The sequence below is a fragment of the Nakamurella sp. genome, from assembly GCF_044224575.1.
Lineage (GTDB): Bacteria > Actinomycetota > Actinomycetes > Mycobacteriales > Nakamurellaceae > Nakamurella.
On sequence record NZ_JBGAKE010000021.1, the window covers coordinates 1 to 21371 of the forward strand.

Here is a 21371-nt window from a genome sequence, read left to right on the forward strand (position 1 = left end):
GCCCGGGTCGCCGACTGGTTGGCCGGCGACCCCGACGAAGCCCTGGACAGCGTCGACCTGTCGGAGTTCCTGCTGGACCAGGAGGTCGCGCAGGGCAACCCGGACTGGGCCATGGATTACGCGCTGACGAACCTGGCCGCGGTCCGAACGATCAGCTGGGCGGCGGGAGCGGATAGCCTGCTCTCGGACTGTCATTCGATGCCCGAGTGCGATTCGGATCGATCCGCGCTGCAGGGGGCGGCGACCGTCGCGGAACTGGGCGCCCTGTACTTCCGGGCCCTACCCCAGCCGTCGGGTCAGCAGTCGGAGCTGCATTGGTGGCGGGGCGTGCTGGCGCGGATCGAGCAGATCGGTGAGGACAAGCAGGCGTTGCTGATCGGCCCGGTCGCCCAGATCGCTGACCGCCTGGTCAGCATCCGCGACGAGTACTGGCCGCTGCTGGAGAAGATCGCCGATCAGCCGGTGCCGTCAACCTGACCGGTCGGGCCGGCAGCCACCCGGTTCGCTGCGGTGACGGCTGCGTCCAAATCGGCGACCAGAACTTCCAGGTGGTCCAGCCGGCGGTCCAACCAGTGCAGGTCTCGCAAGGTGTCGGCCCGGTCCCATACAACCTGCTTTGGCCCATGCACCACCGGTGATAGGGGTGGCTCAATCAACCGGGTCCCGGTCGAAGCGTTCGTGTGACTCTGCCGCCGCCGGGAGGTGGCAGCGGTGATGGCGCGTCCACTGATCGGGCCCGTCACATCCACGTTGCCGTGCCGGTCGACCGCCGGCAGTAGCGGCATCAGCCGCCAACCCGGTCGAAGCGGCCGCTGGCAGTCGTGCTCCGATTCGTCGGCGGCCGCCGCGGGAAACTGGCCGGCCATCCGACGCTGCACGGATCGCCACCCGCCGACAGAGGCGACGGCCAGCACCCGCAGCCATCGAGTGAGACCACAGCGCAAGCAGCCGCCAGGCTCGGTGCCCAGCGTGGTGTCCGCCAAGACGGCCAACACTGCCACCGCGTCGGCCCGGGCCAGCTCCGGGCGGGTCAGGTGCGCCCGCATCACGATCAGGAACGCGTCGCGTCGACCGCTCACACCATCGGGCCAGCCCCGGACCTGGATCGAGCCGAGCACCGACGTCGCGCCGGGGTCGGCCGCCGGCTCACTCCTCGACGGCGGGGGCGGATGCCCGGCCGCGCGGTGTGCGCGCAGCACCTCCCGGCGACGCCGCAGCACGGTGGCCGGGGCAGCGGGGAAACGGGCGTCGAACGCGGCCAACAGGTCTGGGTCGGTCGGCAGAGGCTCCCGGCCAGTCGCTAGGCACCAGTCCCGGTACAACGCCCATCCCTGGTCCAGGTCGGGCGACCGACCGGTCATAGGCCGACGTCGGCGACCGCGTTGCCGATCAACGGGGCGTGTTCGCGAATGTAGGCCTCGACGACCCGGTCGCTGCTCTGCGCGGTCTGCCGCCGGATCGACCGGTTGTCCGCGCCTCGCCTGGCCGCCTCGGTGACGAACCCGGCCCGCAACGAGTGCGCGCCGAACCGTGCGGCGTCCAGGGCCTGGGGGAGTCGTCGCTTGACGACCAGGTTGACCGCGTGCCCGGTGATCGGGCCGGTCAGGTGTCCGCCGGCCCGGATGCCGCGCAACAGCGGCCGATCCGGGTCCAGGTCGTCGCCGACGGGTACGTCGTGGTCGTGACTGGTCCGGGCGGCCGGTCGTTCCAGGGCGGCGAGAAGGCCTACCCTCCCTCGGCGGTCGGCGTCGTCGATCAACCGACGCCAGTCGGTGTACGCGCAGAGCGGGCAGGTCAGGACGAGGCTCCCGACCGGCAACGCCTTCACATGTCCGGCGCCGACCTGGTCGGTCTTAGACCGGCGGATCCGAACGGTGAGCCCGTCGGCGCCCACGGTGATGTCGCCGACTCGGAGGGCGACCAGTTCGGAACGCCGACAGGCCAGCGCCCACCCGGCGAGCAGCAGCAGCCGGTCCCGCCGGCCGATCGCGCCGCGCGGGCTGCTGTCGGTGTCGATGCCGTCCAGGATCATCCGTAGGTCGGTGAGCAGCAGCGGCGCCATCCGTCGGGTCGGTCGGTCGACGCTGCGCCGAATGCCGTCAAGGGTCAGGGTGACCGCGGGATGCTGCCCGGGCGGCGGGTGACCCGACCACTGATGGACCTTGTTAATCGCGGCCAGGCGGCGCCCGATCGTGGAAGGAGCACGCCCCTTCTCGGCCAGGTTCGCCAGGTAGGCGCCGACGGCGTCGGGCTCCGCAGGCAGTGGGTCGACGCCGTGCGATGTGCACCAACGTTGGAAGTCGGTCCAGTCCGATCGGTAAGCGGTCATCGTGGAGCCAGCCAGCGCGGCACGGCGGAATCCATCGGCCAACCGTGACAGCTCTTCAGCGCTGGACGTGGCCCCAGACAACATCACCGGCGGCGCGTTTGCTGGGACCGAGGGACAGGGCATCACTCGATCCTGCCAGCGAGGTGGCCGGCCGACCCAATGCCGTCAGCTCGGGGATTGCCCCGTGGGATAGCCGTCGTGCCCGGCCGGCCGCTGCCGCGCATGAGACTGCCATGGACGTCAACGGGGCGAGCGGCTCGCGATGAGTGCACGGGCAGACGACAGTCCGATGCGGGACTTGGCGACCCTCGGGCCGGAGGAGGTTGCGCAGCTCATCGGGGCGTCGGAATGGTGGGTGCGAGAGCAAGCCAGAAGGCGGAAGGTTCCGCACCTGCGTTTCGGCCGGGATCAGATCAAGTTCCGGCGCGCAGACGTGGTCGCCCTGATGGATCTCGCCGCGATCACCCCCATTTCGATCGCCCGTGCCGACCCGGAACCGATCGACGACGCGGAGGCAGGCACCGATGGGAGACGGGCCGAGGCGGCCGCGGTCTATCGGACGGCGAAGGCGGCGGGGCGTCCGGAGCAGGCTGCGCGCCGGGCAGCTCGGAAAGTGCTGCCGGGCTTCATCCCCGAACGGACCGCCGTCTGACCCCTGCTACGTTCGCCGGTTCGACGGCTGCGCGGCCAGCTCGGCGACCCGCGCGGCTTCGATGTGCTGGCTGGGCATCAGATGGCTGTACCGGTCGATGGTAGTGGTCACGGACTCGTGACCGAGCCTGCGTTGCAGCACCATGAGGTCGATCCCGGCAGCGATCATCCATGAGGCGTGGGTGTGCCTCAGGTCGTGGATTCGCGGGGTCTTGATCAACTTCTCGACCGTCGCGGCTCCATCCTTCTTGCCAGCGACCAGCTTACCGGCAACCCGCCGTCTCGCCGGCTTTCCACTGGCGGCCTTCGCCTGGACCGGGCCGGGGTCGGCTGGGTTCTGCGCGGCCCGAACTGCAGCGATCCAGTTGGTCTCCCAGAATGTGTTGTGCCGGATCTGGCTCCCGCGGGCGTTGACGAACAACAGTTCGTCGGGCGTCCTGCCTTCGGCGAGGGCGAGCAGGTCGCGGCCGAGCGTTTCGCCGACCGACACCGTCCGCCGGCTGCGGCTGGTCTTCGTCGAGCCGACGTAGTGCTGTTGCTCGCCGTCCCTCTTCCAAGCCTTATTGACGCGTAGCGCGACCACCTCAGACGACTGCTGCACGTCCATCACCTGCAGGGCAGTGATCTCCCCCCAACGAAGTCCGGTCCCGACCATGGTGCGCAGCAGCAACTGGTACCGCGGCGACATCGCATCATGCAGCAGGTCGAACTCTTCGTGGGTGAGCAGGCACATCTCATCGCCCACCTCTTCCACCCGCGGCAACGACACCCCCTTGCAGGGGTTGTCCGCCCGCAGGCTACGTTGCACAGCCCACTCCATTGAGGCGGACAGCAGACCATGGATGTTCCGGATGGTCTTGGGCGACAGCAAGCGGTCCTGATCAACGACGCGGGATCTCCCGGCGCGGACGGGATGCACGTGCGTCTTCCGGGGCTGCGAGTTGGCGTGACCCACCTGCTTGGCGCGCATACGTCCGACCCAGCCCTGAATCGCATCGGCATCGACTCGGTCGATCGGTGTATGGCCCAACGTATCGTCGAAGTGATCCCGGACCTGGTTGCGGTACTTGCGCAGCTGCGCAGGGGCGGCACGATGGTTGGCCTCGATGTAGGCGAGCATGACCTCCCGCACTGTCTTGATGGCCATGTTGGCCCCGCCGACCGCAGCCGAGGCCTTCTCGCCGTCGCCACCGAAGGCGTCCAGCATTCGCATGAACCGTTCGGCATCGACCCGCTCGGCGAAAGTCATTGATTGGCGGACTATTCCGTCGGTCGTTCGTTGCTGCCATCGCACCCGCAGCCGCGGCTCTCCTCGGCGGGTGCGGTAGTCCTCGATCGTCGCCATGCCCATCGATGCTAGGGCTGATGGGCACGTTCTGCGATTTGATGGGCATCTGCCTTACGTTTCCGCAGGTCAGAGGGGTGTCCGAGGGGGGACTTGAACCCCCACGCCCTTGCGGGCACTAGCACCTCAAGCTAGCGCGTCTGCCATTCCGCCACCCGGACCGGGTTCGCAACATCCATGCGGGATGCTGCGACGGTCAAGCTTACTCGATACCCGGGTGCTTGGATGACGACATGACCTCCACCGATCCGCCGGGCTCCATGCGAGCCGCCAACGCCGTGGCAGCCGCGCAGGACGAGGTCGTCCAGCTGTGCAGTGAGCTGATCCAGATCGAGTCGGTGAACACCGGCGATCCGGCGACGATCGGCGACGGAGAAGCCCGGGCCGCCCGTTACCTGCAGGCCAAGCTGGACGAGGTCGGCTTCGAGACGACCTACCTGGAGGCCACCCCGGGGCGGGGGAACGTCATCTGCCGCTTGGCCGGGGCCGATCCCTCGCGGCCGGCGCTCCTGCTGCACGGTCACGTGGACGTCGTGCCGGCCGACGCGGCCGAGTGGACGGTAGATCCGTTTTCCGGCGCGGTGCAGGACGGTTACGTCTGGGGTCGCGGCGCGGTGGACATGAAGGGCATGGTGGCGATGACCGTCGCCCTGGCTCGGCAGTACCGGGCGCACGGCGTGACCCCGCCGCGGGATCTGGTGTTCTCGTTCATGTCGGACGAGGAGGCCGGCGGGGCGTTCGGCGCGCACTGGCTGGTCGAGAACTACCCGGAGCTGTTCGCCGGCGTCACCGAGGCGATCAGCGAGGTCGGCGGCTTCTCCATCCCACTGGACGACGAGCGCCGCGCCTACTTAGTCGCCGCCGCCGAGAAGGGGGTGGCCTGGGCGACTCTCAAGGCGACCGGCACCGCCGGGCACGGTTCGATGGTCAACCACGACAACGCGGTCAGCCGGGTCGCGGCCGCGGTCACCCGCCTGGGCACGCATGTGTTCCCCATCGTGCACACCGCGACCGTCGACGCGTTGCTGGCTCGGGTGCACGAGCTGACCGGTTTGGAATTCCCCGAGGACGATCTGGAGGGCGCCGTCGGCAAGATCGGTCCCGTCGCCCGCATCGTCAACGCGACCCTGCGCAATACCGCGAACCCGACGATGCTGCGGGCGGGCTACAAGGCCAACGTGATCCCGTCGACGGCGGAGGCGACGGTCGATTGCCGGGTGCTGCCCGGTCAGCAGGAGCACTTCCGGGAGGAGGTGGCGCGGATCGTCGGCGACGGCATCGAGATCGACTGGGTGTGGCAACCGCCGTTGGAATACCCGTTCGAAGGCCGGCTCGTCGATGCGATGGTGGCGGCAGTGACCGCCGAGGACCCGCAGGGGGTCGCCGTCCCGTACATGCTGTCCGGCGGTACGGACAACAAGGCGTTCGACAAGCTGGGCATCGCCGGGTACGGCTTCTCACCGATGCGGCTGCCCGCCGATCTGGACTTCAGCGCACTGTTCCATGGCGTCGACGAGCGAATTCCCGTCGACGCGCTGCAGTTCGGCGTGCGGGTGCTGGATCGGCTGATCCGCACCTGCTGAAGGGTGAATCCGTACCCCGCCGGGTCGGTGGACAGCCGCGCGGATGAACTGATCGACTCGCGTCCCTGCCGTCACATTCGGGGCGAGTTCAGCCGCGCAGACCGAGATGATCCGCGCGGAAACGGGTGGGGTCAGGTGCCGGGGAACGCGAGCCGGACCAGGGCCGTGGTCAGCGCCGCCAGCCCGACGACGACCAGGAACGGCGCCCGCCGCCAGACCGCGATTCCGGCGACGGCCAACCCGGCCGCGCGGGCGTCGAGGACCAGCGCGGACCCGGTGGAGAACGTCTGCACCGCCACCAGCGCGGACAGCAGCACGATCGGCAGCAGTGCGGAGATCCGGTGGACCCGGGGCCGCTGCAGCACCGACTCGGGCACGGACACGCCGGCCAGCTTGAGCAGGTAACAGCCCAGGCAGCCGACGAGCACGCCGATCCAGATCGTCATCGGTCGTCCTCGTCCGGCGGGTCGATCTCGGCCACGACCTCGTCGACCCCGGACGCCTGCGGGCCCGGGCGTCCGGGGAGGAACCCGGCGGCGAACCCGACCAGCGCGGCGATCAGCACCGGGAAGCCGATCGGCACGAACGGCACCGTCACCACCGCAACGACCGCCGCGACGAGCGCGATCGCCCACGCCTCCCGACCGCGAAGCCGGGGCGCGAGCAGCGCGAGGAACGCCGCCGGCGCCGCCGCGTCCAGGCCGAGTGCCCGCGGGTCGGCCAGCCAGGCCGCCCCGACGACACCGATCAACGTGCCGAGGTTCCAGAACGCGAAGACGCCCAGACCGGTGGCGTAGAAGCCCAGCCGGGCAGCCCGATGCGAGTCGCGCCCGATCGACATCGCGGTGGACTCGTCGATGATCAGCTGAGCGGCCGCCAACCGGCGCCAGCCGCGCAGCTGCAGGAGCTCGGTCAGCCGGAGCCCATACAGGGCGTTGCGGGCGCCGAGCATGATGGCGGTCGCCGCGCCGGCCAGCGGGGCACCGCCCGCGGCGACCACACCGACCAGCCCGAACTGGCTGCCACCCGTGAACATCAGCAACGACAGGGCCATCGTCTGCCACAGGTCGAACCCGCCGGCCAGCGCGATCGCGCCGAAGGAGATGGCGTACGCGCCGGTCGCGATCGACACGCCGGCCGCATCCCGGAGCACCGCCGACCGGGTCGAGCGCCAGGCGGCGTCCGAGGTCACCGGGCTGCGTTAGGGGATCAGGTCGGGCAGCAGCGCGGGGGAGCGCTTGCGCCGCAACCAGACCCGGCGGGTGCCGTCCGGGAATCGGAGGACCCGGGCCAATTCCCACCCGGCGAACTCGGCCCGGATGGCCAGCATCGACGCGGCCGCCGACCTGGACACGCGGGGATCGATGCGCAGCGGCTGGTACTCGAACTCGTCACTGGGCGCCCACCTCGGCCGGACGGCGGGGGTCGGCGCCCCGGCGGTCTCGCCGTCGCCGACCGCCGCCTCCGCGCCGGCATCGCTGGAACCGAACATCCGACCATCATGCCGAATTCGTCAGCGGGAGCTGAGCCGGCACGGGGGTGGGGGCCAGCTCGTCCCGCAGCAACCCGGCCAGCCGGGTCCGGCGGGGGAGCGAGCCCACCTCCCGCACGCCGCGGGCGACCGCAGGTCCGGCGGCATGAACGATCGACAGGTGCCGGCGGGCCCGGGTCAGGGCCGTGTAGACCAGCGGACGGGAGAGCATGCTGCCGGCCTCGGGCGGGAACACCGCGACGACCGCGTCCCATTCCGAACCCTGCGCGCGGTGCACGGTGATGGCCCACCCGTGCAGCAGATCGCCCAACGCCTTGCCGCTGATCTCCGCCTCGCCGCCGGTGAAGGCCACCCGCAGGGTGTTGTCGCCGCAGGTCAGCACCGTGCCGACCTCGCCGTTCGCGTACCCGGTCGGTTCGGCGTCCAGGTGGTTGGCGGTGGCCACCACCCGATCGCCGGCGTCGAACCCGCGGACCGTCCCATTCCCGGGATTCAGCTTGGCCTTGAGCGCCCGGTTGAGTGCCTGGGTGCCGGCCGGCCCGCGATGCACCGGCGTGACGACCTGGATCTGATCGGCCTCGCAGGCGAACACCCGCGGGATCGAATCGGTGACGACCTGCACCACCCGGTGCGCGGCTTCCTCGCTGCCCCGGGCTCCGACGACGACGACCTCGTGCGTCGGATCGGCGACGGCGGGCAGCTCACCGGCCCGCACCGCGGTGGCCAGCCGGGCGATGGTGCCGCCCTCCTCCTGCCGGTACAGCCGGGTGAGCTCGGTGACGGGGATGGCCCCGCTGTCGATCAGATCGCCCAGCACCCGCCCCGGCCCGATCGAGGGCAGTTGCGCCGGGTCGCCGACGATCACCAGGTGCACCCCGTCCGCGATCGCGGCGATCAGCGCGGCGCCGAGTTCGACGTCCAGCATGGACGTTTCGTCGACCACGATCACCTTGGCCTCGATCGGGTTGTCGGCGTCCCGGTCGAACAGGTAGCGCGTCGACCCCTGCTCCGGTGGTCGCGCCTCGAGCAGCCGATGCACCGTCGAGGCGGCACTACCGGCCAGCTCCTCCAACCGCTTGGCTGCTCGCCCGGTGGGCGCGGCGAGCGCGATCGACGCGCCCACCTCGGAACACAGCTTGACGATGGCTTCGACGGTGCGACTCTTGCCCGTGCCGGGACCCCCGGTGAGCAGGCTGACCCCGTGCTTGGCGGCGAGCGTGACGGCGCCGGACTGCACATCGTCGAGGTCGGTGACGGCCCGTTTGATCGCCCGCTCACCGGCCAGGGTCTGCGCGGTGCGGGTCAGCCGGGCGAGCCCGTCGGCGATGGTCGTCTCGGCGTCGGCGAGCTGCTTGCGGGCAAGCCACCGTTCCTGCGTGCCGCCGTCCGGGGCGGGCACCGACAGCACGTCGTCGGACAGCAGGGCAGCGCCGATCGCCGGGTCGGGGTCGACGCCGAACGGCCGGATTCCCTGCGCGACCAGGGAGGCGGGGGACGTGGTGTGGCCGTCCCGGGCATGCCGGGCCAGCGTCCACTGCACCAGGGCGCGGCCCCGTCGTGGGTCGTCCCGCCGGACTTCCGGATGCAGCTCGCGGGCCAGCCGGTCGGCCTGCGCGACGGTCGCGTCGGGCAGGACGGCGAGCAGCCGCCACGGGTCCTCCCGCAGGACCGACGGGGCGTCCCCACCCAGCGCCTCGGCCAGCCGGTTCGCCCAGCGCGCCGGGATCTCCACCGGCACCAGGAGTTCAGCGATGTCGTAGAGCTGCCCGGCGCCGATGAATCCGGTCAGCAGCCGGCTGGCGCGACGGTCGGTCATCCGGGGCAGCGCGGCCAGGTTGGGCGTGGTCACGTCGGCGGGGGAGCGGATTCCGGCCGCGTCGAACTGTTTGATCAGGCCCGGCCCGACCCCCGGCCACAGGCCGGCGGCGCAGAACTCGGCAAACACGTCGGGCACGCCCGGCAGGCTACCCGCCGGTGGGCACCCGGCGACGCCATGCGCCTCCTGCGGGCCGGATTCGGTTCCGCCGGCACCGCCTGCAGTGCACCGCCGGCGGGCCATGCTGCGGAACATCCACCGGCTCCAGCCCGGCCGAACATCCGCGGCGCCGCGTCCGCAGGCCCGTCCGCCCCGCCGGCGAGCCCGGCTGCGGAACATCCACCGGCTCCAGCCCGGCCGAACATCCGCAGCCCCGCGTCAGCAGGCCCGTCCACCCGCAGGCGCGGCCGACCGCGGAACAGTTGCCGGCCCCAGCCCGGCCGAACATCCGCAGCTCCGCCTCCCCGAACCAGTCACCCGAAGGCGAGCTCGGCTGCGGAACATCCACCGGCCCCAGCCCGGCCGAACATCCGCGGCGATGGTGATCCCACTCCCGGACGCGCACCGGATGCCGGTCCCGGCGGCCCGGGATTGAGCCGCCGTCGCTGGAGCCAAGAATGTGGACAATTGCTTCACCTGGCGACCGGGCACCGGTCAAGCCGCGCGAATGTGGACAACTCGGAGAGTTCCCGCGAGATGGCGTCACCATCGTCGTCATGCGGATCAGGAAGATTGCCTCCGAACCGACCTGGCGTGCCGTCGCCGACGAGCAAGGCGGGCTCGTCAGTCGCCAGCAGCTGATCGAGCTCGGGTTGACCCGAGCTCAGGCCGCGGCGAACGTCGACAACGAACGGTGGCAACGGGTGCACCCCGGCGTCTACGCCACGTTCACCGGACCGATCGACGCGTCCCAGCAGGTGTGGGCGGCGCTTCTGCACGCCGGGCCAGGGTCGGCTGCGTGCTGCTCGACCGCGTTGTGGCTGTTCGGCGTGCTCGATCGCGCGCCCGAAACACTGCACATCTCCATCCCCGAGGCTCGCCGCGTCAGTCCGCCGGCCAACGTCCGCATGCACCGCCGCCGTGCCCTGAACCGCCCGGAGCCGCCGATTCACCCCGCGGCAGCGCCGCCCCGCATCCGGGTAGAGGAGTCGGTGCTCGACGAGTGCAATCGTCTCGCCGAGGACGAGGTCGTTGCGCTCGTCCTTCGCGCGGTCCAGCGGGGAAAGACCACCGCGGGCCGTCTCGAAGGAGCGCTGGCCGCCCGCAGCGTGCAACCCAAGCGATCGCTGATCTACGACGTGCTGGCCGACGCTCGGTCGGGCGTGGCCTCGCCGCTGGAGGCGCACTACCGGCGCCGGGTCGAGGCGCCACACCGGCTGCCGACCGGCGCGCGGAACCTGGTCGACGTCGACGAGCGCGGACGGCGAAGGTTCCGCGACGTCGAGTACCGGCGATGGGGTCTCATCGTCGAGCTCGATGGTCGAGAAGCGCATCCGGTTGAGGAGGCCTTCCGGGACATGCGCCGCGACAACGACGCCATCGTGAGCGGACGGGCAACACTGCGCTTCGGGTGGCGCGACGTCGTCGGCGAACCATGCGCCGCTGCCGCGCAGGTGGGGTTGGCGCTCCGCCAGCGCGGCTGGTCGGGCGCGCCGCGGAGATGCGGTGCGGAATGTCCGCTGCCCTCGCCGAGTGTTGCCGCCTGACCGCTGCCGCCCTTGAACACTGCGACTACGCGACCGCGGAACATCCACCGGCCCCAACCCGGCCGAACATCCGCAGCCCCGTCCCCACGAACCGGCAGCCCCGCGGGAGATCCTGACTGCGGAACATCCACCGGCCCCAGCCCGGCCGAACATCCGCACCTCCGCGTCAGCAGGCCCGCCCACCCGCAGGCGAGCCCGACCGCGGAACATCCACCGGCCGCACATCCGCAGCCCCGCCTCCACGAACCAGCCACCCGCAGGCGAAACCGACCGCGGAACATCCACGGGCCCCAGCCCGGCCGAACATCCGCACCTCCGCGTCAGCAGGCCCGCCCACCCGCAGGCGAGCCCGACCGCGGAACATCCACGGGCCCCAGCCCGGCCGAACATCCGCAGCCCCGTCCCACGAACCGGCAGCCCGCGGGAATGCCCGGCTGCGGAACAATCACCGGCCCCAGCCCGGCCGGACATCCGCAGTAAGTGCTGCCCGAGCCGAGCCGCACCCGCACCGTCACGCCGCGCCCGCGAGGCGCCTACGCGCCCGCGCTCACGTCGTCCAGCGCGCTGCGGATCTCGGCCGGGAGCTCCATCGACTCCGCGCCGATGGAGGCGAGCAGTTGGGTGCGATCGCGGGCACCGATGACCACGGAGGTCACGGCCGGGCGCCCGAGCACCCAGGCGCAGGCGACGGCCAGCGGCGAGGTGCCCAGGCCGTCGGCCGCCGTCACCACCGCCTCGACGACCCGCGCCGCCTGGTCGGTGCGGTGCCGGCCGACGTAGCGGGCGAAGTGGGGGGAGGCCCCGCGCGAGTCGGCCGGGGTGCCATGCCGGTACTTGCCGGTGAGCACTCCACGCCCGAGCGGTGCCCAGGCCAGGAAGCCCAGCCCGTGTACGTCCAGCGCCGGGTGCAGCATGCTTTCCCCGGAGCGGTCCAGCAGCGAGTATTCGGCCTGCGCACAGACCAGGGGCGCCGGTCCGACGGCCCGCATCCAGGCGGCCAGCGTCGCGGCCTGCCAGCCGGTCATCCCGGACACCCCGACGTACCGGCACCGTCCGGACGACACGGCCAGCGACAACGCCGAGCAGGTCTCCTCGAACGGCACGCCCGAATCGAAGCCGTGCACCTGCCAGAGGTCGACGTGATCGGTACCCAGCCGGGCGAGCGAGCCGTCCAACGCGGCGAGCAGCGGTCCCCGGCCGCCGCCGGCGCCTACCGTGGTGGTGGCCAGCAGCACCGCGGACCGGGCCACGACGGACGGCACCAGCGTGCCGACGATCGTCTCGGCCGCTCCGTCGCCGTAGACGTTGGCGGTGTCGACGAGCGTGCCGCCGGCCTCCACGAACGCCTCGAGCGCGGCGGCGGCCGCATCCGTGTCGGTGTCCCGGCCCCAGGTCATGGTGCCCAGCGCGAGCCGGGAGACCTGCAGGCCGCTGCGCCCGAGGTAGCGCAAGTCCATGACCGTCAACCTATCGACACCGGCCGGTTGCCCGAGGCGCGGGTGCACGGCCGGTACCGTGGCCCTGCGGCGCCGCACCCCGGCGCGACAGCAGAATCAACATTCGAGCGTGGCCGGTGACCGGCCGTCGTTCGTCGATCCGAGGGGCACCGGCATCAGTGGCACGCAGACTGCGCATCGGCCTGAATCTGGGCTACGCGACCACCGCGGAGGAGATCGCCGACAACCTGGCGTTGGCCGTGGCCGCCGAATCGTTGGGTTTCGACTGCGTCTGGGCGGCTGAGGCGTACGGATCGGATGCGGTCACCGTGCTGGCCGCGGTCGCGGCCCGCACCCACCGCATCGACGTCGGATCCGCGGTCCTGCAGATTCCCGGACGCAGCCCGGCCATGACGGCGATGACGGCGGCCACCCTGGACGCCGTCTCCCAGGGTCGGTTCAACCTCGGCCTGGGCGTGTCCGGGCCGCAGGTGTCCGAAGGCTGGCACGGGGTGAAGTTCTCCGACCCGATCGGCCGCACCGAGGAATACGTCCAGATCGTCCGCCAGGCCATCGCCCGGCGGCGGGTCACTGCCGGGGGTGAGCACTTCACGCTCCCGTTGCCCGGCGGTGAGGGCAAGTCGCTCGTGCTGTCGTTGCAGCCGGTGCGCCCGCAGATTCCGATCTACCTGGCCGCCATCGGGCCGAAGAACCTGGATCTGACCGGCCGGATCGCCGACGGGTGGCTGGGCATCTTCTTCGATCCGGAGACCGCGGGTGGGTCGATCACCCGGATCGCGGATGCGGCGCGCGCCGCCGGCCGGGACCCGGCGGACATCGACATCTGCGTGACCGTCCCGACCTCGGTGCACCCCGACCCCGCCCGGGCGGCCGACCGGGCCCGTGGTCACGCCGCGCTCTACATCGGTGGGATGGGGTCGCCGAAGACGAACTTCTACCACCGCACGGCGACGGCGATGGGGTTCGGCGAGCAGGCCGACGAGGTGCAGCGGCGATTCCTGGCCCGGGACTACACCGGTGCCGCGGCCGCCGTGCCGCATGAGTTCCTGGACCGGACGGGCCTGTTCGGCGACGAACACCGGATCGCGGAACGGCTCGACCGGCTCGTCGACGCGCACGTCACGTCCGTCGCCATCGGCTGCTTCGACCGGGACCTGGACAGCAAGATCGCCACGCTGAGCACGGTGGCGGCGGCCGCGCGGCGGGCCGGAGTCGACGGATGACCCTGATCCAGGCGGTCATCCTCGGCATCGTCGAGGGCCTCACCGAGTTCCTGCCGGTGTCCTCCACCGGGCACCAGACCATCGTCGCCGGCCTGATGGGCCTGCAGATCGACGACCCGTCCATCACCGCGTTCATCGCGGTCATCCAGGTCGGCGCGATCGCGGCCCTGGTGCTGTACCTGCGCAAGGACATCGCCCGGCTGCTCCTGGCCTGGTTCCGCGGGCTGTTCAATGCCGCGAACCGCACGGACCCCAGCTACCGCGAAGCCTGGCTGGTGATCATCGGCTCGTTGCCCATCGCCATCGTCGGGCTGGCCGCCAAGAACCTGATCGAGGGCCCGCTGCGCTCGCTCTGGGTGGTCGCGATCGCCCTGATCGCATGGGGTTTCGTCATGCTGGTCGCGGAGGCGCTGGCGAAACAGAACCGGCACGAGAAGGACATCGGTCTCAAGGACGCACTGATCATCGGCGGCACCCAGGCGCTGGCCCTGATCCCCGGGGTCTCCCGCTCCGGCGCCACCATCTCGGCCGGCCTGCTGCTGGGCATCGACCGGGTCACCGCAGCCCGGTTCGGCTTCCTGCTCGGCATCCCGGCGCTGGCCGGCGCCGCGGTGCTGGAGATCCCGGCCGCGGTGAAGACCGGGGGAGTGGGCATCGGGCTGACCCTGGTCGGCACCGCCGTCAGCTTCGTCGTCGCCTACTTCACCGTGGCCTGGATGCTGAGATTCGTCGGCAAGCACAGCATCCGGGTGTTCGTCTGGTACCGGTTCGCCTTGGCCGCGGTGCTCATCGTCATGCTCACCACCGGCTTTCTGACCGCCACCGGGGTCCGCACGTGAGCGCGGACCCGACGACCGACCGGCCACCCGGGACGGCGGGCGAACCGGGCGGGCCCACGGCCAAGAACGACGAGCCGGGCAAGCAGGACGAGCCGACGGGCAAGCAGGACGGGCCGAGCAAGCAGGACGAGCGGCCGCCGGTGCTCACGGTGCTGCTCGTCCGGCACGGCCGCTCCACTTCCAACGCCGCGGGCACCCTCGCCGGCCGCACCCCGGGGGTGGAGCTGGACGAGCAAGGCCACCGGCAGGCGGCCAACCTGGCCGGGCGACTGCGCGACATCACCATCGACCGGGTGATCTCCTCGCCCCTGGAACGGTGCCGGCAGACGCTGGCCCCGCTCGCCGACGAGCTGGGCGTAAGTGTGGAGACCGACGACCGGTTGCTCGAGGTGGACTACGGCAGCTGGTCCGGGCGGGAACTGAAGGACCTGCTGCACGAGCCGCTGTGGCGGGTCGTGCAGGCCCATCCCTCGGCGGCGGTGTTTCCGGGCGGAGAGGGTCTGGCCGAGATGTCGGCCCGGGCGGTCGACGCGATCCGCAGCATCGAACGCGCCGCCGTCGCCGATCAGACCGTGCTGGTCTGCTCGCACGGCGACGTCATCAAGGCGATCCTGGCCGACGCCCTGGGCCTGCATCTGGACGCCTTCCAACGCATCGTGGTCGCCCCGTCGTCGGTGTCGGTGGTTCGCTACACCCCGCTGCGACCGTTCGTCGAGCGCATCAACGACACCGGCGATCCGATCCTGGCCAAGCCGCCGCCCGCGACGGCCCCGACGGACGAGTCGACCCCGCCGGAACGGCCGGCCGCCGGAGGCGGCTCCGACCACTCCTCGGACGCCGTGCCTGGTGGCGTCACCCGCTGATCCCCACGACGACTAAGCTCGGGACCGCCATGCCGCGTCAGATCCATGTCTTCCGCTCACCCGAACGGTTCCTCGCCGGGACCATCGGGCAACCCGGCGAACGCGAGTTCTTCCTGCAGGTCGTCGACGGGCGCCGGATCCTGTCCGTTTCCTGCGAGAAGCAGCAGGTCGCGGTACTCGCCGACCGCCTCGGTTCGCTGATCACCGAGGTCGCCCGGCGGTTCGGGGCGCAGGCCGATCCGGGCGGCGCCGGTGACCCCGAGCTGAGCCTGACCACCCCGGTGGACGCCGAGTTCCGGGTCGGCACCATGGGCCTGGCCTGGGACGGCGAGGGCTCGCAGGTGATCGTCGAACTCCTGGCGCTGTCCGAGGAGGAGGTCGGCGAGGACATCGTCCTGGAGGACCGGGAGGACGGTCCGGACGCGCTACGGGTGTTCCTGTCGCTGGCCGCCGCCCGCGACTTCGCCAAACACGCCGAGCAGGTCGTCGCCGCCGGCCGGCCGCCGTGCCCGCTGTGCAGCAACCCGCTGGACCCCGATGGCCACATCTGCCCGCGGCTCAACGGCTACCACCGCGGGGCCCTTGCCTGACGACGACCCGGCGGACGTCATCGGCGACGTCCTGCGGCAGGGACAGATCAGCGTCACCGGGCGGTTGTCCGACGCGTCCAACCTGACCCTGCTGGGCACGGCAACCCTGGACGGCGCGTCGGTGGACTGCATCTACAAGCCGGTTCGCGGCGAGCGCCCGCTCTGGGACTTCCCGGACGGCACGCTGGCCGAGCGCGAACTGGCCGCCTACCTGGTCTCCGCGGCCGCCGGCTGGGACTGCGTGCCGTTGACGATCATCCGCGACGGTCCCTACGGGCCGGGCATGGTGCAGCGCTGGATCGCCGACTGCGACCCCGACCTGATGGTCGACCTGGTCCCGATCCGCAAGGTGCCCGACGGCTGGTTGCCGGTGATGCGGGCGGTGGATGTGACGGGCAACGACGTCGCCGTCGTGCACGCCGACAATCCGGCTCTGGCGGTGCTCGCCGGCTTCGACGTCGTGGTGAACAACGCCGACCGCAAGGGGTCCCACGTCCTGCCCACCCCGGACGGAAAGATCCTCGGCGTCGACCACGGCTTGTGTTTCCACCAGGACGACAAGCTCCGGACGATCCTGTGGGGGTGGGCGGGGAAGCCGTTGCCCGGCGCGGTGCTGGACGGCCTGGCCCGGCTGCACCGGGAACTCGACGGGACCCTCGGCGAGCAGTTGGACGAGCTGATCACCACGACGGAGATGGCCGCGTTACACCGCCGGATCGAGCGCCTGACGACGACGAAGAAGTACCCCACACCGCCGGGGCACCGCACCCCGATCCCGTGGCCGCCACTATGACCGGGGAGCGGCACGATGACCGGGGGGCGGCACCATGAGCAAGGTGCTGGCCAACCTCGGTCGCACCGCCACCCGCGCGGTGGGTGGGCTGGCCCTGGACGCGGCGAACGGGGTGCTGACCGCCGCCGACACCGTCCGGGCTGCGGTGACCGGGCAGGACGTCGGCCCGGCCACCCTGCGGGTCCATGTGGTCATCCTGTCCGACGAAAAGGGGCGGCCGCTCTGCGCGCCGGCCCAGGTGCAGCCGTCGCTGCGGACCGCGGACGAGGTGCTGCGGGAGCAGGCCGACATCCGGGTGCGGGTCGCCCGGCTGCAGGTGATCGACGAACCGGCGCCGTCCCGCGCGCTGGACCCCCGGGCCAATAAGCGGCTGCTGCTGGACGACGTCCTGGGCCGGACCGAGTTCTACCGGCGGCATCAGGCTCCGGTCAACGTGTCCGCGGCGGTCGTCGGCACCCCGGTCACGGTGGTCGTGGTCCGGGAGATCGCCGGCCGGACGACCGGCTGTTCGCTGGGCATCAGCGCGGACTGGGTGATCGTGCAGGCGTCGCTGTTCGACCGGTCGAACTCGGGCACCTACGACGAAACGGTGCTGGTCCATGAGCTGGGGCATGCGTTGAACCTGCCGCACGTGCGGGACCCTAGGAACTTGATGTTCCCACAGTCGTCGCCACCGGACGGTGTGCGCGGTACCCGGCTCCATCCCTGGCAGGAGGCGGTCCTGCACGCCAACCGGCATGTGGTGCCCGGGGTCGCGCACACGCGCTCCGACCCGTCGTCGGCGTTGTAGGTTCCCGGCACTCGATCGTCGGCGCAGACGGAGTCGGCGTACCGTCCCCCTCGGCGGAGGGGGTTCCGTGGATCATCGACCGGCCAACGTCTCGGCCCGTGCCCACGCCCGGCTCCGAGCCACCGTGAATCGAGCCGATCCTCGGCTCTGGACGCGGTGGTGGACCTTCCTGGACGAGAACCTGATCAGGTCCGCCGAGCGGGTGCACCGTGAGGAATGGCCGAGCGACTACTGGGTCGCCCAGGGCATCAACGATCAGGCGGTCCCGTTCATCGGCGTCTCCTGGCGTGACGTGCGCTGTGCGATGGACGAATGGCCCCTCCTGGGCGCCGACCGGCTCCCGCCGCCGCCCGGTGCCGTACGGACGAACTCGCCGTGGCTGGGCACGGTCCTCGATTCGGCCGTTCCGGCCGGTCCCGAACACCCGCCCGCGCTGGTCCGGTTCCGGTCGTACCTGACCCGGCAACCAGACCGTCGCGGCGATGTGATCTGGATCGGCCACGGCAAGACCCTCCATGATCCGAACTCGTGGAAGGCCGACTACGTCCGGGCCTTCGTCACGATGATCCTGGGCAAGGGACTGGCCGGGATCGCACTGTCCAGCTTCGACGATGACGGTCTGCTGCAGACCATCACCCTGAACCGGTTGGTCACGGCCTTCGAGTTCGGCGGGCAGGTCGATGACGCACCACAACTGGGGACCTGGCTCCGCATCACGACGGCGATCGAGTCCCTCTACGCCGCACCATGGCGCGATGGGCGCATCCACCCGGTCCTGGTCGACCAGGGCATGTCCGCCGAGTCACTGGATGCGATGCAATGGCTGAGCCACGCGGACGATCCGGCCGCTCTGCTCGAGGCCGTCCAGGTCGCGGCCGACCTCCTCGTCTCGCCCACCATGGCGCGGACCCTGGCCGCGATCGCCCGAAGCGGGGACGAGCTGGCCCCGTTGGGTCTGTGCGTGCTCCGCCGCTGGGCACTCGGTCTTCGCGCGCTCGCCTGGCTCGAGGACGCACTGTCCCACACCTGGATCGATGTCCGCCCGGCCGATCTGGCGATGTTCGCCTACACCTCGTTGGCGCCATGGTGGCCCCGCCCGGTGATGGGCATCAGCCACCGGTCCGCGGATGTCAAACCCACCCTGGCCGGCCTCGAACTGTGGGGCGACGCCCGCGTGGCGATCGACGCGATGACCGTCCCGGGCTGGGAGACGAACACCGCAATGGTCTGGCGGCTCTTCGGGGCCACCCCCATGATCATCCGCGTCCGGTCCGCGGAGTACGAGCGAAGCGTCTGGTGTCGGCGCGAAGCGGAACTCACCCAGTTTCTGATGGCGCGCAGTGATTTTCTGAGCGGCCGCCGGGTGATCGATACCCCTGTCGGCGAACTCACCCGGATGGTCACGGTCCTGAATTCCGTCCGGACCGGACCGGATTCTGGACCATCCCGCCGGGAACCCGGCACGTTTCCGCCGGCGACGTTCGTGCTTGAGGTGCCCAGCCATCCGCCACTCACTGTCAACCTGCTGGCCGCGGTCGGCACGATGCGGTTCTTGAACGCCGCCTACGGCGGTCGGGACCCGGCGCACCGGATCATGCGGAAGTTGGTCAGCGGGCGTCGGATCGATGAACCACCACCGACGAACCATCCCGACGGGTGGGGGATCCACTACGAGGCGTTCTCCGCGCTGGCCCGCGTCAGCCGGGGGCGTCGACCGGTGGCGCTCCGCCGCGGGTATCCCGCCGAACTGATGGCGCACGATCTGGAGACGTTCGGAGCTCAGATCCCCGACATGCGTCACCTCGCCTGCAGCGGGATCGACCTGTTCGCGGCCATGGAATGGAACGGGGAGGTCCGCCGTTGGCTGGTCGACCGGTGGGGCTGGCGGCGCTGCGTCATCGACTGCCGCGCTCTGTCCGCAGCGGAGTGGGCGCAAGGCCCGGAGCATGCCGTCCCGCGCGGCATGCTGGCCATTCGATCACCGGACATCGTGATGGCGACCCAGCGCGCCGACCAGCAGGTCGACCGATGGGCCGGATTCGCCGATCGGGAGACACCCGTGCTGACCGAGCACGTCGAGGGCCAATGGGCGTGGATGAATCGCGTGCACACCCTGCCGACCTGGATCGTCGCCTATCTGTCCCTGCCGGAGTTCGAATTCGACCACGAGCTGTCCGGGGCGGCGCTGGCCGACTACGCCGGACAGCTGCGGGCCACACCAGGACTCACCATGCCGCAACGCTTCTCGGACGTCTTCGGGGTGCCCTGGGCTCCGGGGGAGCAGCTGTCCGACCTGATGGGCCCCGAGCCGGGACCGTGACCGCCCGGAATGTCGGCCGGACGCGCCGTCCGGCCGAGTAGGACGCCTCGCAAGGTCGGCCGACCAAGGACCGCGCTGAACAATCACGCTCCTACGTCGCCAGATTGCCTGCACCCGGTCCTACGGCCTACATGGCGGCCTCGCAAAACTCGGCCGACTAGGACCGCGCTGAACAATCACGCTCCTACGTCGCCAGATTGCCTGCGCCCGGTCCTACTGCCTACATGGCGGCCTCGCAAGCTCGGCCGACCAGGACCGCGCTGAACAATCAGGCTCCTGCGTCGCCAGATTGCCTGAGCCCGGTCCTACTGCCTACATGGCGGCCTCGCAAGCTCGGCCGACTAGGGTGGTGCGGTGCAATCGTGGCCGTCACCCCCCATTCCCGGGATTTCCGGAACGGGCCGCCAGTTGCGGCTCTACGACTCGGCGTCGGGGGAGGTGCGGCCGTCGGACCCGGGTCCGACGGCGACGATGTACGTCTGCGGGATCACCCCGTACGACGCCACGCACCTGGGTCATGCGGCCACGTACCTGACGTTCGACCTGGTGCACCGGATGTGGCTGGACGCGGGCCACCGGGTGCATTACGTGCAGAACATCACCGACGTGGACGACCCGCTGCTGGAGCGTGCGCAGCGGGACGGCGTGTTCTGGCGCAAGCTGGCCGAACGGGAGATCGGCCTGTTCCGCGACGACATGACCGCGTTACGGGTGATCCCACCGGCCGATTACATCGGTGCCGTGGAGGCCATGGACGAGATCACGACAGCCGTGCAGCAGCTGCTCGACTCCGGTGCCGCCTACCGGGTGGCCGACGCCGACTATCCCGACGTGTATTTCGACGTCACGTCGTCCGGGCACTTCGGCTACGAGTCCCGGTACGACGAGCCGACGATGCTGCGGTTGTCCGCGGAGCGGGGCGGCGACCCGGACCGGCCCGGCAAGCGACAGCCGCTGGACCCGTTGCTCTGGCGGATGGACCGGCCCGGCGAGCCGTCCTGGCCGTCACCGATGGGACGCGGTCGGCCCGGCTGGCACATCGAGTGCGCGGTGATCGCGTCGAACCGGCTCGGGCCGACGATCGACCTGCAGGGCGGCGGCAGCGACCTGATCTTCCCGCACCACGAGTGTTCGGCCGCACACGCCGAAGTCCTTTCCGGCAAGCGCCCTTTCGCGCGGCTGTACACGCACGCCGGGATGATCGGGCTGGACGGCGAGAAGATGTCGAAGTCCAAGGGCAACCTGGTGTTCGTGTCCCGGCTGTTGCACCAGGGGGTGGATCCGATGGCGATGCGGTTGGGCCTGCTGTCCGGCCACTATCGGCAGGATCGAGCCTGGTCGGACGAGGTGCTGATCACCGCACAGGAGCGGCTCGACCGGTGGCGCAAGGCCGCGGTCCGCAGCGGCGCGCAGGCTCCCGCGGTGGTCGAGGCGATCCGGGATCATCTGGCCGACGATCTGGACACGCCCGCCGTGCTGGCCGAGGTCGATGCCTGGGCGGCCGACGACACCCTCGACGGGTCCGCCGTCGGCGACGCGGTGGACGCGCTGTTGGGCGTCAAACTGACATGACG

General features: G+C 71.0%; 20 protein-coding genes and 1 tRNA gene. 12 read left to right on the forward strand and 9 right to left on the reverse strand.

Annotated features, from left to right (window positions below; all coding sequences use genetic code 11):
- The coding region (locus tag ACILSK_RS19570; protein ID WP_395728862.1) for a hypothetical protein at nucleotides 1-477 on the forward strand (477 nt) is incomplete at its 5' end.
- On the opposite strand, the gene ACILSK_RS19575 is transcribed toward ACILSK_RS19570, so the two are convergent.
- Nucleotides 456-1262 carry a hypothetical protein gene (locus tag ACILSK_RS19575; protein ID WP_395728863.1) on the reverse strand — a complete coding sequence of 269 codons (807 nt, stop codon included), beginning with the start codon at nucleotides 1260-1262 and terminating at the stop codon, nucleotides 456-458. The two genes, ACILSK_RS19570 and ACILSK_RS19575, sit on opposite strands and share 22 nt — an antisense overlap.
- A gap of 95 nt (nucleotides 1263-1357) precedes the next feature.
- Nucleotides 1358-2452, reverse strand: a complete 1095-nt coding sequence (locus ACILSK_RS19580; RefSeq protein ID WP_395728864.1) for a site-specific integrase — start codon at nucleotides 2450-2452, stop codon at nucleotides 1358-1360.
- 322 nt (nucleotides 2453-2774) lie between these two features.
- On the opposite strand from ACILSK_RS19580, the gene ACILSK_RS19585 reads away from it, so the two are divergent.
- On the forward strand, nucleotides 2775-2981 hold the full coding sequence (locus ACILSK_RS19585) for a hypothetical protein (protein ID WP_395728865.1): 207 nt from the start codon (nucleotides 2775-2777) through the stop codon (nucleotides 2979-2981).
- 6 nt (nucleotides 2982-2987) lie between these two features.
- Here ACILSK_RS19585 and ACILSK_RS19590 read toward each other — a convergent pair whose 3' ends face one another.
- Together ACILSK_RS19590 and ACILSK_RS19595 are read right to left on the reverse strand one after the other, a co-directional pair.
- Nucleotides 2988-4325 carry a tyrosine-type recombinase/integrase gene (locus ACILSK_RS19590; protein ID WP_395728866.1) on the reverse strand — a complete coding sequence of 446 codons (1338 nt, stop codon included), beginning with the start codon at nucleotides 4323-4325 and terminating at the stop codon, nucleotides 2988-2990.
- A 78-nt stretch (nucleotides 4326-4403) separates the two neighbouring features.
- Nucleotides 4404-4486: transfer RNA gene (locus tag ACILSK_RS19595), tRNA-Leu, on the reverse strand.
- Nucleotides 4487-4585: 99 nt separating this feature from the next.
- Between ACILSK_RS19595 and ACILSK_RS19600 the strand changes: the two genes are divergently transcribed.
- Complete coding sequence (locus ACILSK_RS19600; RefSeq protein ID WP_395728952.1) at nucleotides 4586-5908, forward strand: M20/M25/M40 family metallo-hydrolase; 1323 nt, start codon at nucleotides 4586-4588, stop codon at nucleotides 5906-5908.
- A gap of 131 nt (nucleotides 5909-6039) precedes the next feature.
- Here ACILSK_RS19600 and ACILSK_RS19605 read toward each other — a convergent pair whose 3' ends face one another.
- From ACILSK_RS19605 to ACILSK_RS19620, 4 genes are read right to left on the reverse strand one after another with little or no spacing between them, the layout of a single operon-like run.
- Nucleotides 6040-6354, reverse strand: coding sequence for an AzlD domain-containing protein (locus ACILSK_RS19605; RefSeq protein ID WP_395728867.1), 315 nt, complete (start codon nucleotides 6352-6354; stop codon nucleotides 6040-6042).
- Entirely contained in the window at nucleotides 6351-7100 is a 750-nt protein-coding gene (locus tag ACILSK_RS19610; RefSeq protein ID WP_395728868.1) for an AzlC family ABC transporter permease, read from the reverse strand. Before ACILSK_RS19610 ends, ACILSK_RS19605 begins: the two co-directional genes overlap by 4 nt.
- A 9-nt stretch (nucleotides 7101-7109) precedes the next feature.
- The gene (locus tag ACILSK_RS19615) at nucleotides 7110-7400 is read right to left on the reverse strand and encodes a DUF5703 family protein (protein WP_395728869.1); all 291 of its coding nucleotides are present in this window, start codon (nucleotides 7398-7400) and stop codon (nucleotides 7110-7112) included.
- A gap of 7 nt (nucleotides 7401-7407) precedes the next feature.
- The gene (locus ACILSK_RS19620; protein ID WP_395728870.1) at nucleotides 7408-9354 is read right to left on the reverse strand and encodes an AAA family ATPase; all 1947 of its coding nucleotides are present in this window, start codon (nucleotides 9352-9354) and stop codon (nucleotides 7408-7410) included.
- Between the two features lie 725 nt (nucleotides 9355-10079).
- Here ACILSK_RS19620 and ACILSK_RS19625 point away from each other — a divergent pair.
- Nucleotides 10080-10922 carry a type IV toxin-antitoxin system AbiEi family antitoxin gene (locus ACILSK_RS19625; protein WP_395728871.1) on the forward strand — a complete coding sequence of 281 codons (843 nt, stop codon included), beginning with the start codon at nucleotides 10080-10082 and terminating at the stop codon, nucleotides 10920-10922.
- Nucleotides 10923-11455: 533 nt separating this feature from the next.
- Here ACILSK_RS19625 and ACILSK_RS19630 read toward each other — a convergent pair.
- Nucleotides 11456-12379, reverse strand: a complete 924-nt coding sequence (locus ACILSK_RS19630) for an aldo/keto reductase (protein ID WP_395728872.1) — start codon at nucleotides 12377-12379, stop codon at nucleotides 11456-11458.
- 170 nt (nucleotides 12380-12549) lie between these two features.
- On the opposite strand from ACILSK_RS19630, the gene ACILSK_RS19635 reads away from it, so the two are divergent.
- The 8 genes from ACILSK_RS19635 to mshC all read left to right on the forward strand — a co-directional run bounded on the left by ACILSK_RS19635 (nucleotide 12550) and on the right by mshC (nucleotide 21369).
- Nucleotides 12550-13602 carry an LLM class F420-dependent oxidoreductase gene (locus ACILSK_RS19635; RefSeq protein WP_395728953.1) on the forward strand — a complete coding sequence of 351 codons (1053 nt, stop codon included), beginning with the start codon at nucleotides 12550-12552 and terminating at the stop codon, nucleotides 13600-13602.
- Nucleotides 13599-14441 carry an undecaprenyl-diphosphate phosphatase gene (locus ACILSK_RS19640; protein WP_395728873.1) on the forward strand — a complete coding sequence of 281 codons (843 nt, stop codon included), beginning with the start codon at nucleotides 13599-13601 and terminating at the stop codon, nucleotides 14439-14441. Before ACILSK_RS19635 ends, ACILSK_RS19640 begins: the two co-directional genes overlap by 4 nt.
- Nucleotides 14442-14581: 140 nt before the next feature.
- Nucleotides 14582-15304 carry an MSMEG_4193 family putative phosphomutase gene (locus ACILSK_RS19645; RefSeq protein WP_395728954.1) on the forward strand — a complete coding sequence of 241 codons (723 nt, stop codon included), beginning with the start codon at nucleotides 14582-14584 and terminating at the stop codon, nucleotides 15302-15304.
- Nucleotides 15305-15333: 29 nt separating this feature from the next.
- Nucleotides 15334-15894 (forward strand): DUF3090 domain-containing protein, encoded by a 561-nt coding sequence (locus tag ACILSK_RS19650; protein ID WP_395728874.1) that lies wholly within the window; start codon nucleotides 15334-15336, stop codon nucleotides 15892-15894.
- A complete protein-coding gene (locus tag ACILSK_RS19655) occupies nucleotides 15887-16687 on the forward strand; it encodes an SCO1664 family protein (protein WP_395728875.1) in 801 nt (266 codons plus the stop codon). Before ACILSK_RS19650 ends, ACILSK_RS19655 begins: the two co-directional genes overlap by 8 nt.
- A gap of 34 nt (nucleotides 16688-16721) precedes the next feature.
- Nucleotides 16722-17477, forward strand: coding sequence for a matrixin family metalloprotease (locus ACILSK_RS19660; RefSeq protein ID WP_395728876.1), 756 nt, complete (start codon nucleotides 16722-16724; stop codon nucleotides 17475-17477).
- A 67-nt stretch (nucleotides 17478-17544) separates the two neighbouring features.
- Entirely contained in the window at nucleotides 17545-19797 is a 2253-nt protein-coding gene (locus tag ACILSK_RS19665; RefSeq protein WP_395728877.1) for a hypothetical protein, read from the forward strand.
- 354 nt (nucleotides 19798-20151) lie between these two features.
- Nucleotides 20152-21369, forward strand: a complete 1218-nt coding sequence (mshC, locus tag ACILSK_RS19670; RefSeq protein WP_395728878.1) for a cysteine--1-D-myo-inosityl 2-amino-2-deoxy-alpha-D-glucopyranoside ligase — start codon at nucleotides 20152-20154, stop codon at nucleotides 21367-21369.
- The last annotated feature ends 2 nt before the right edge of the window (nucleotides 21370-21371 follow it).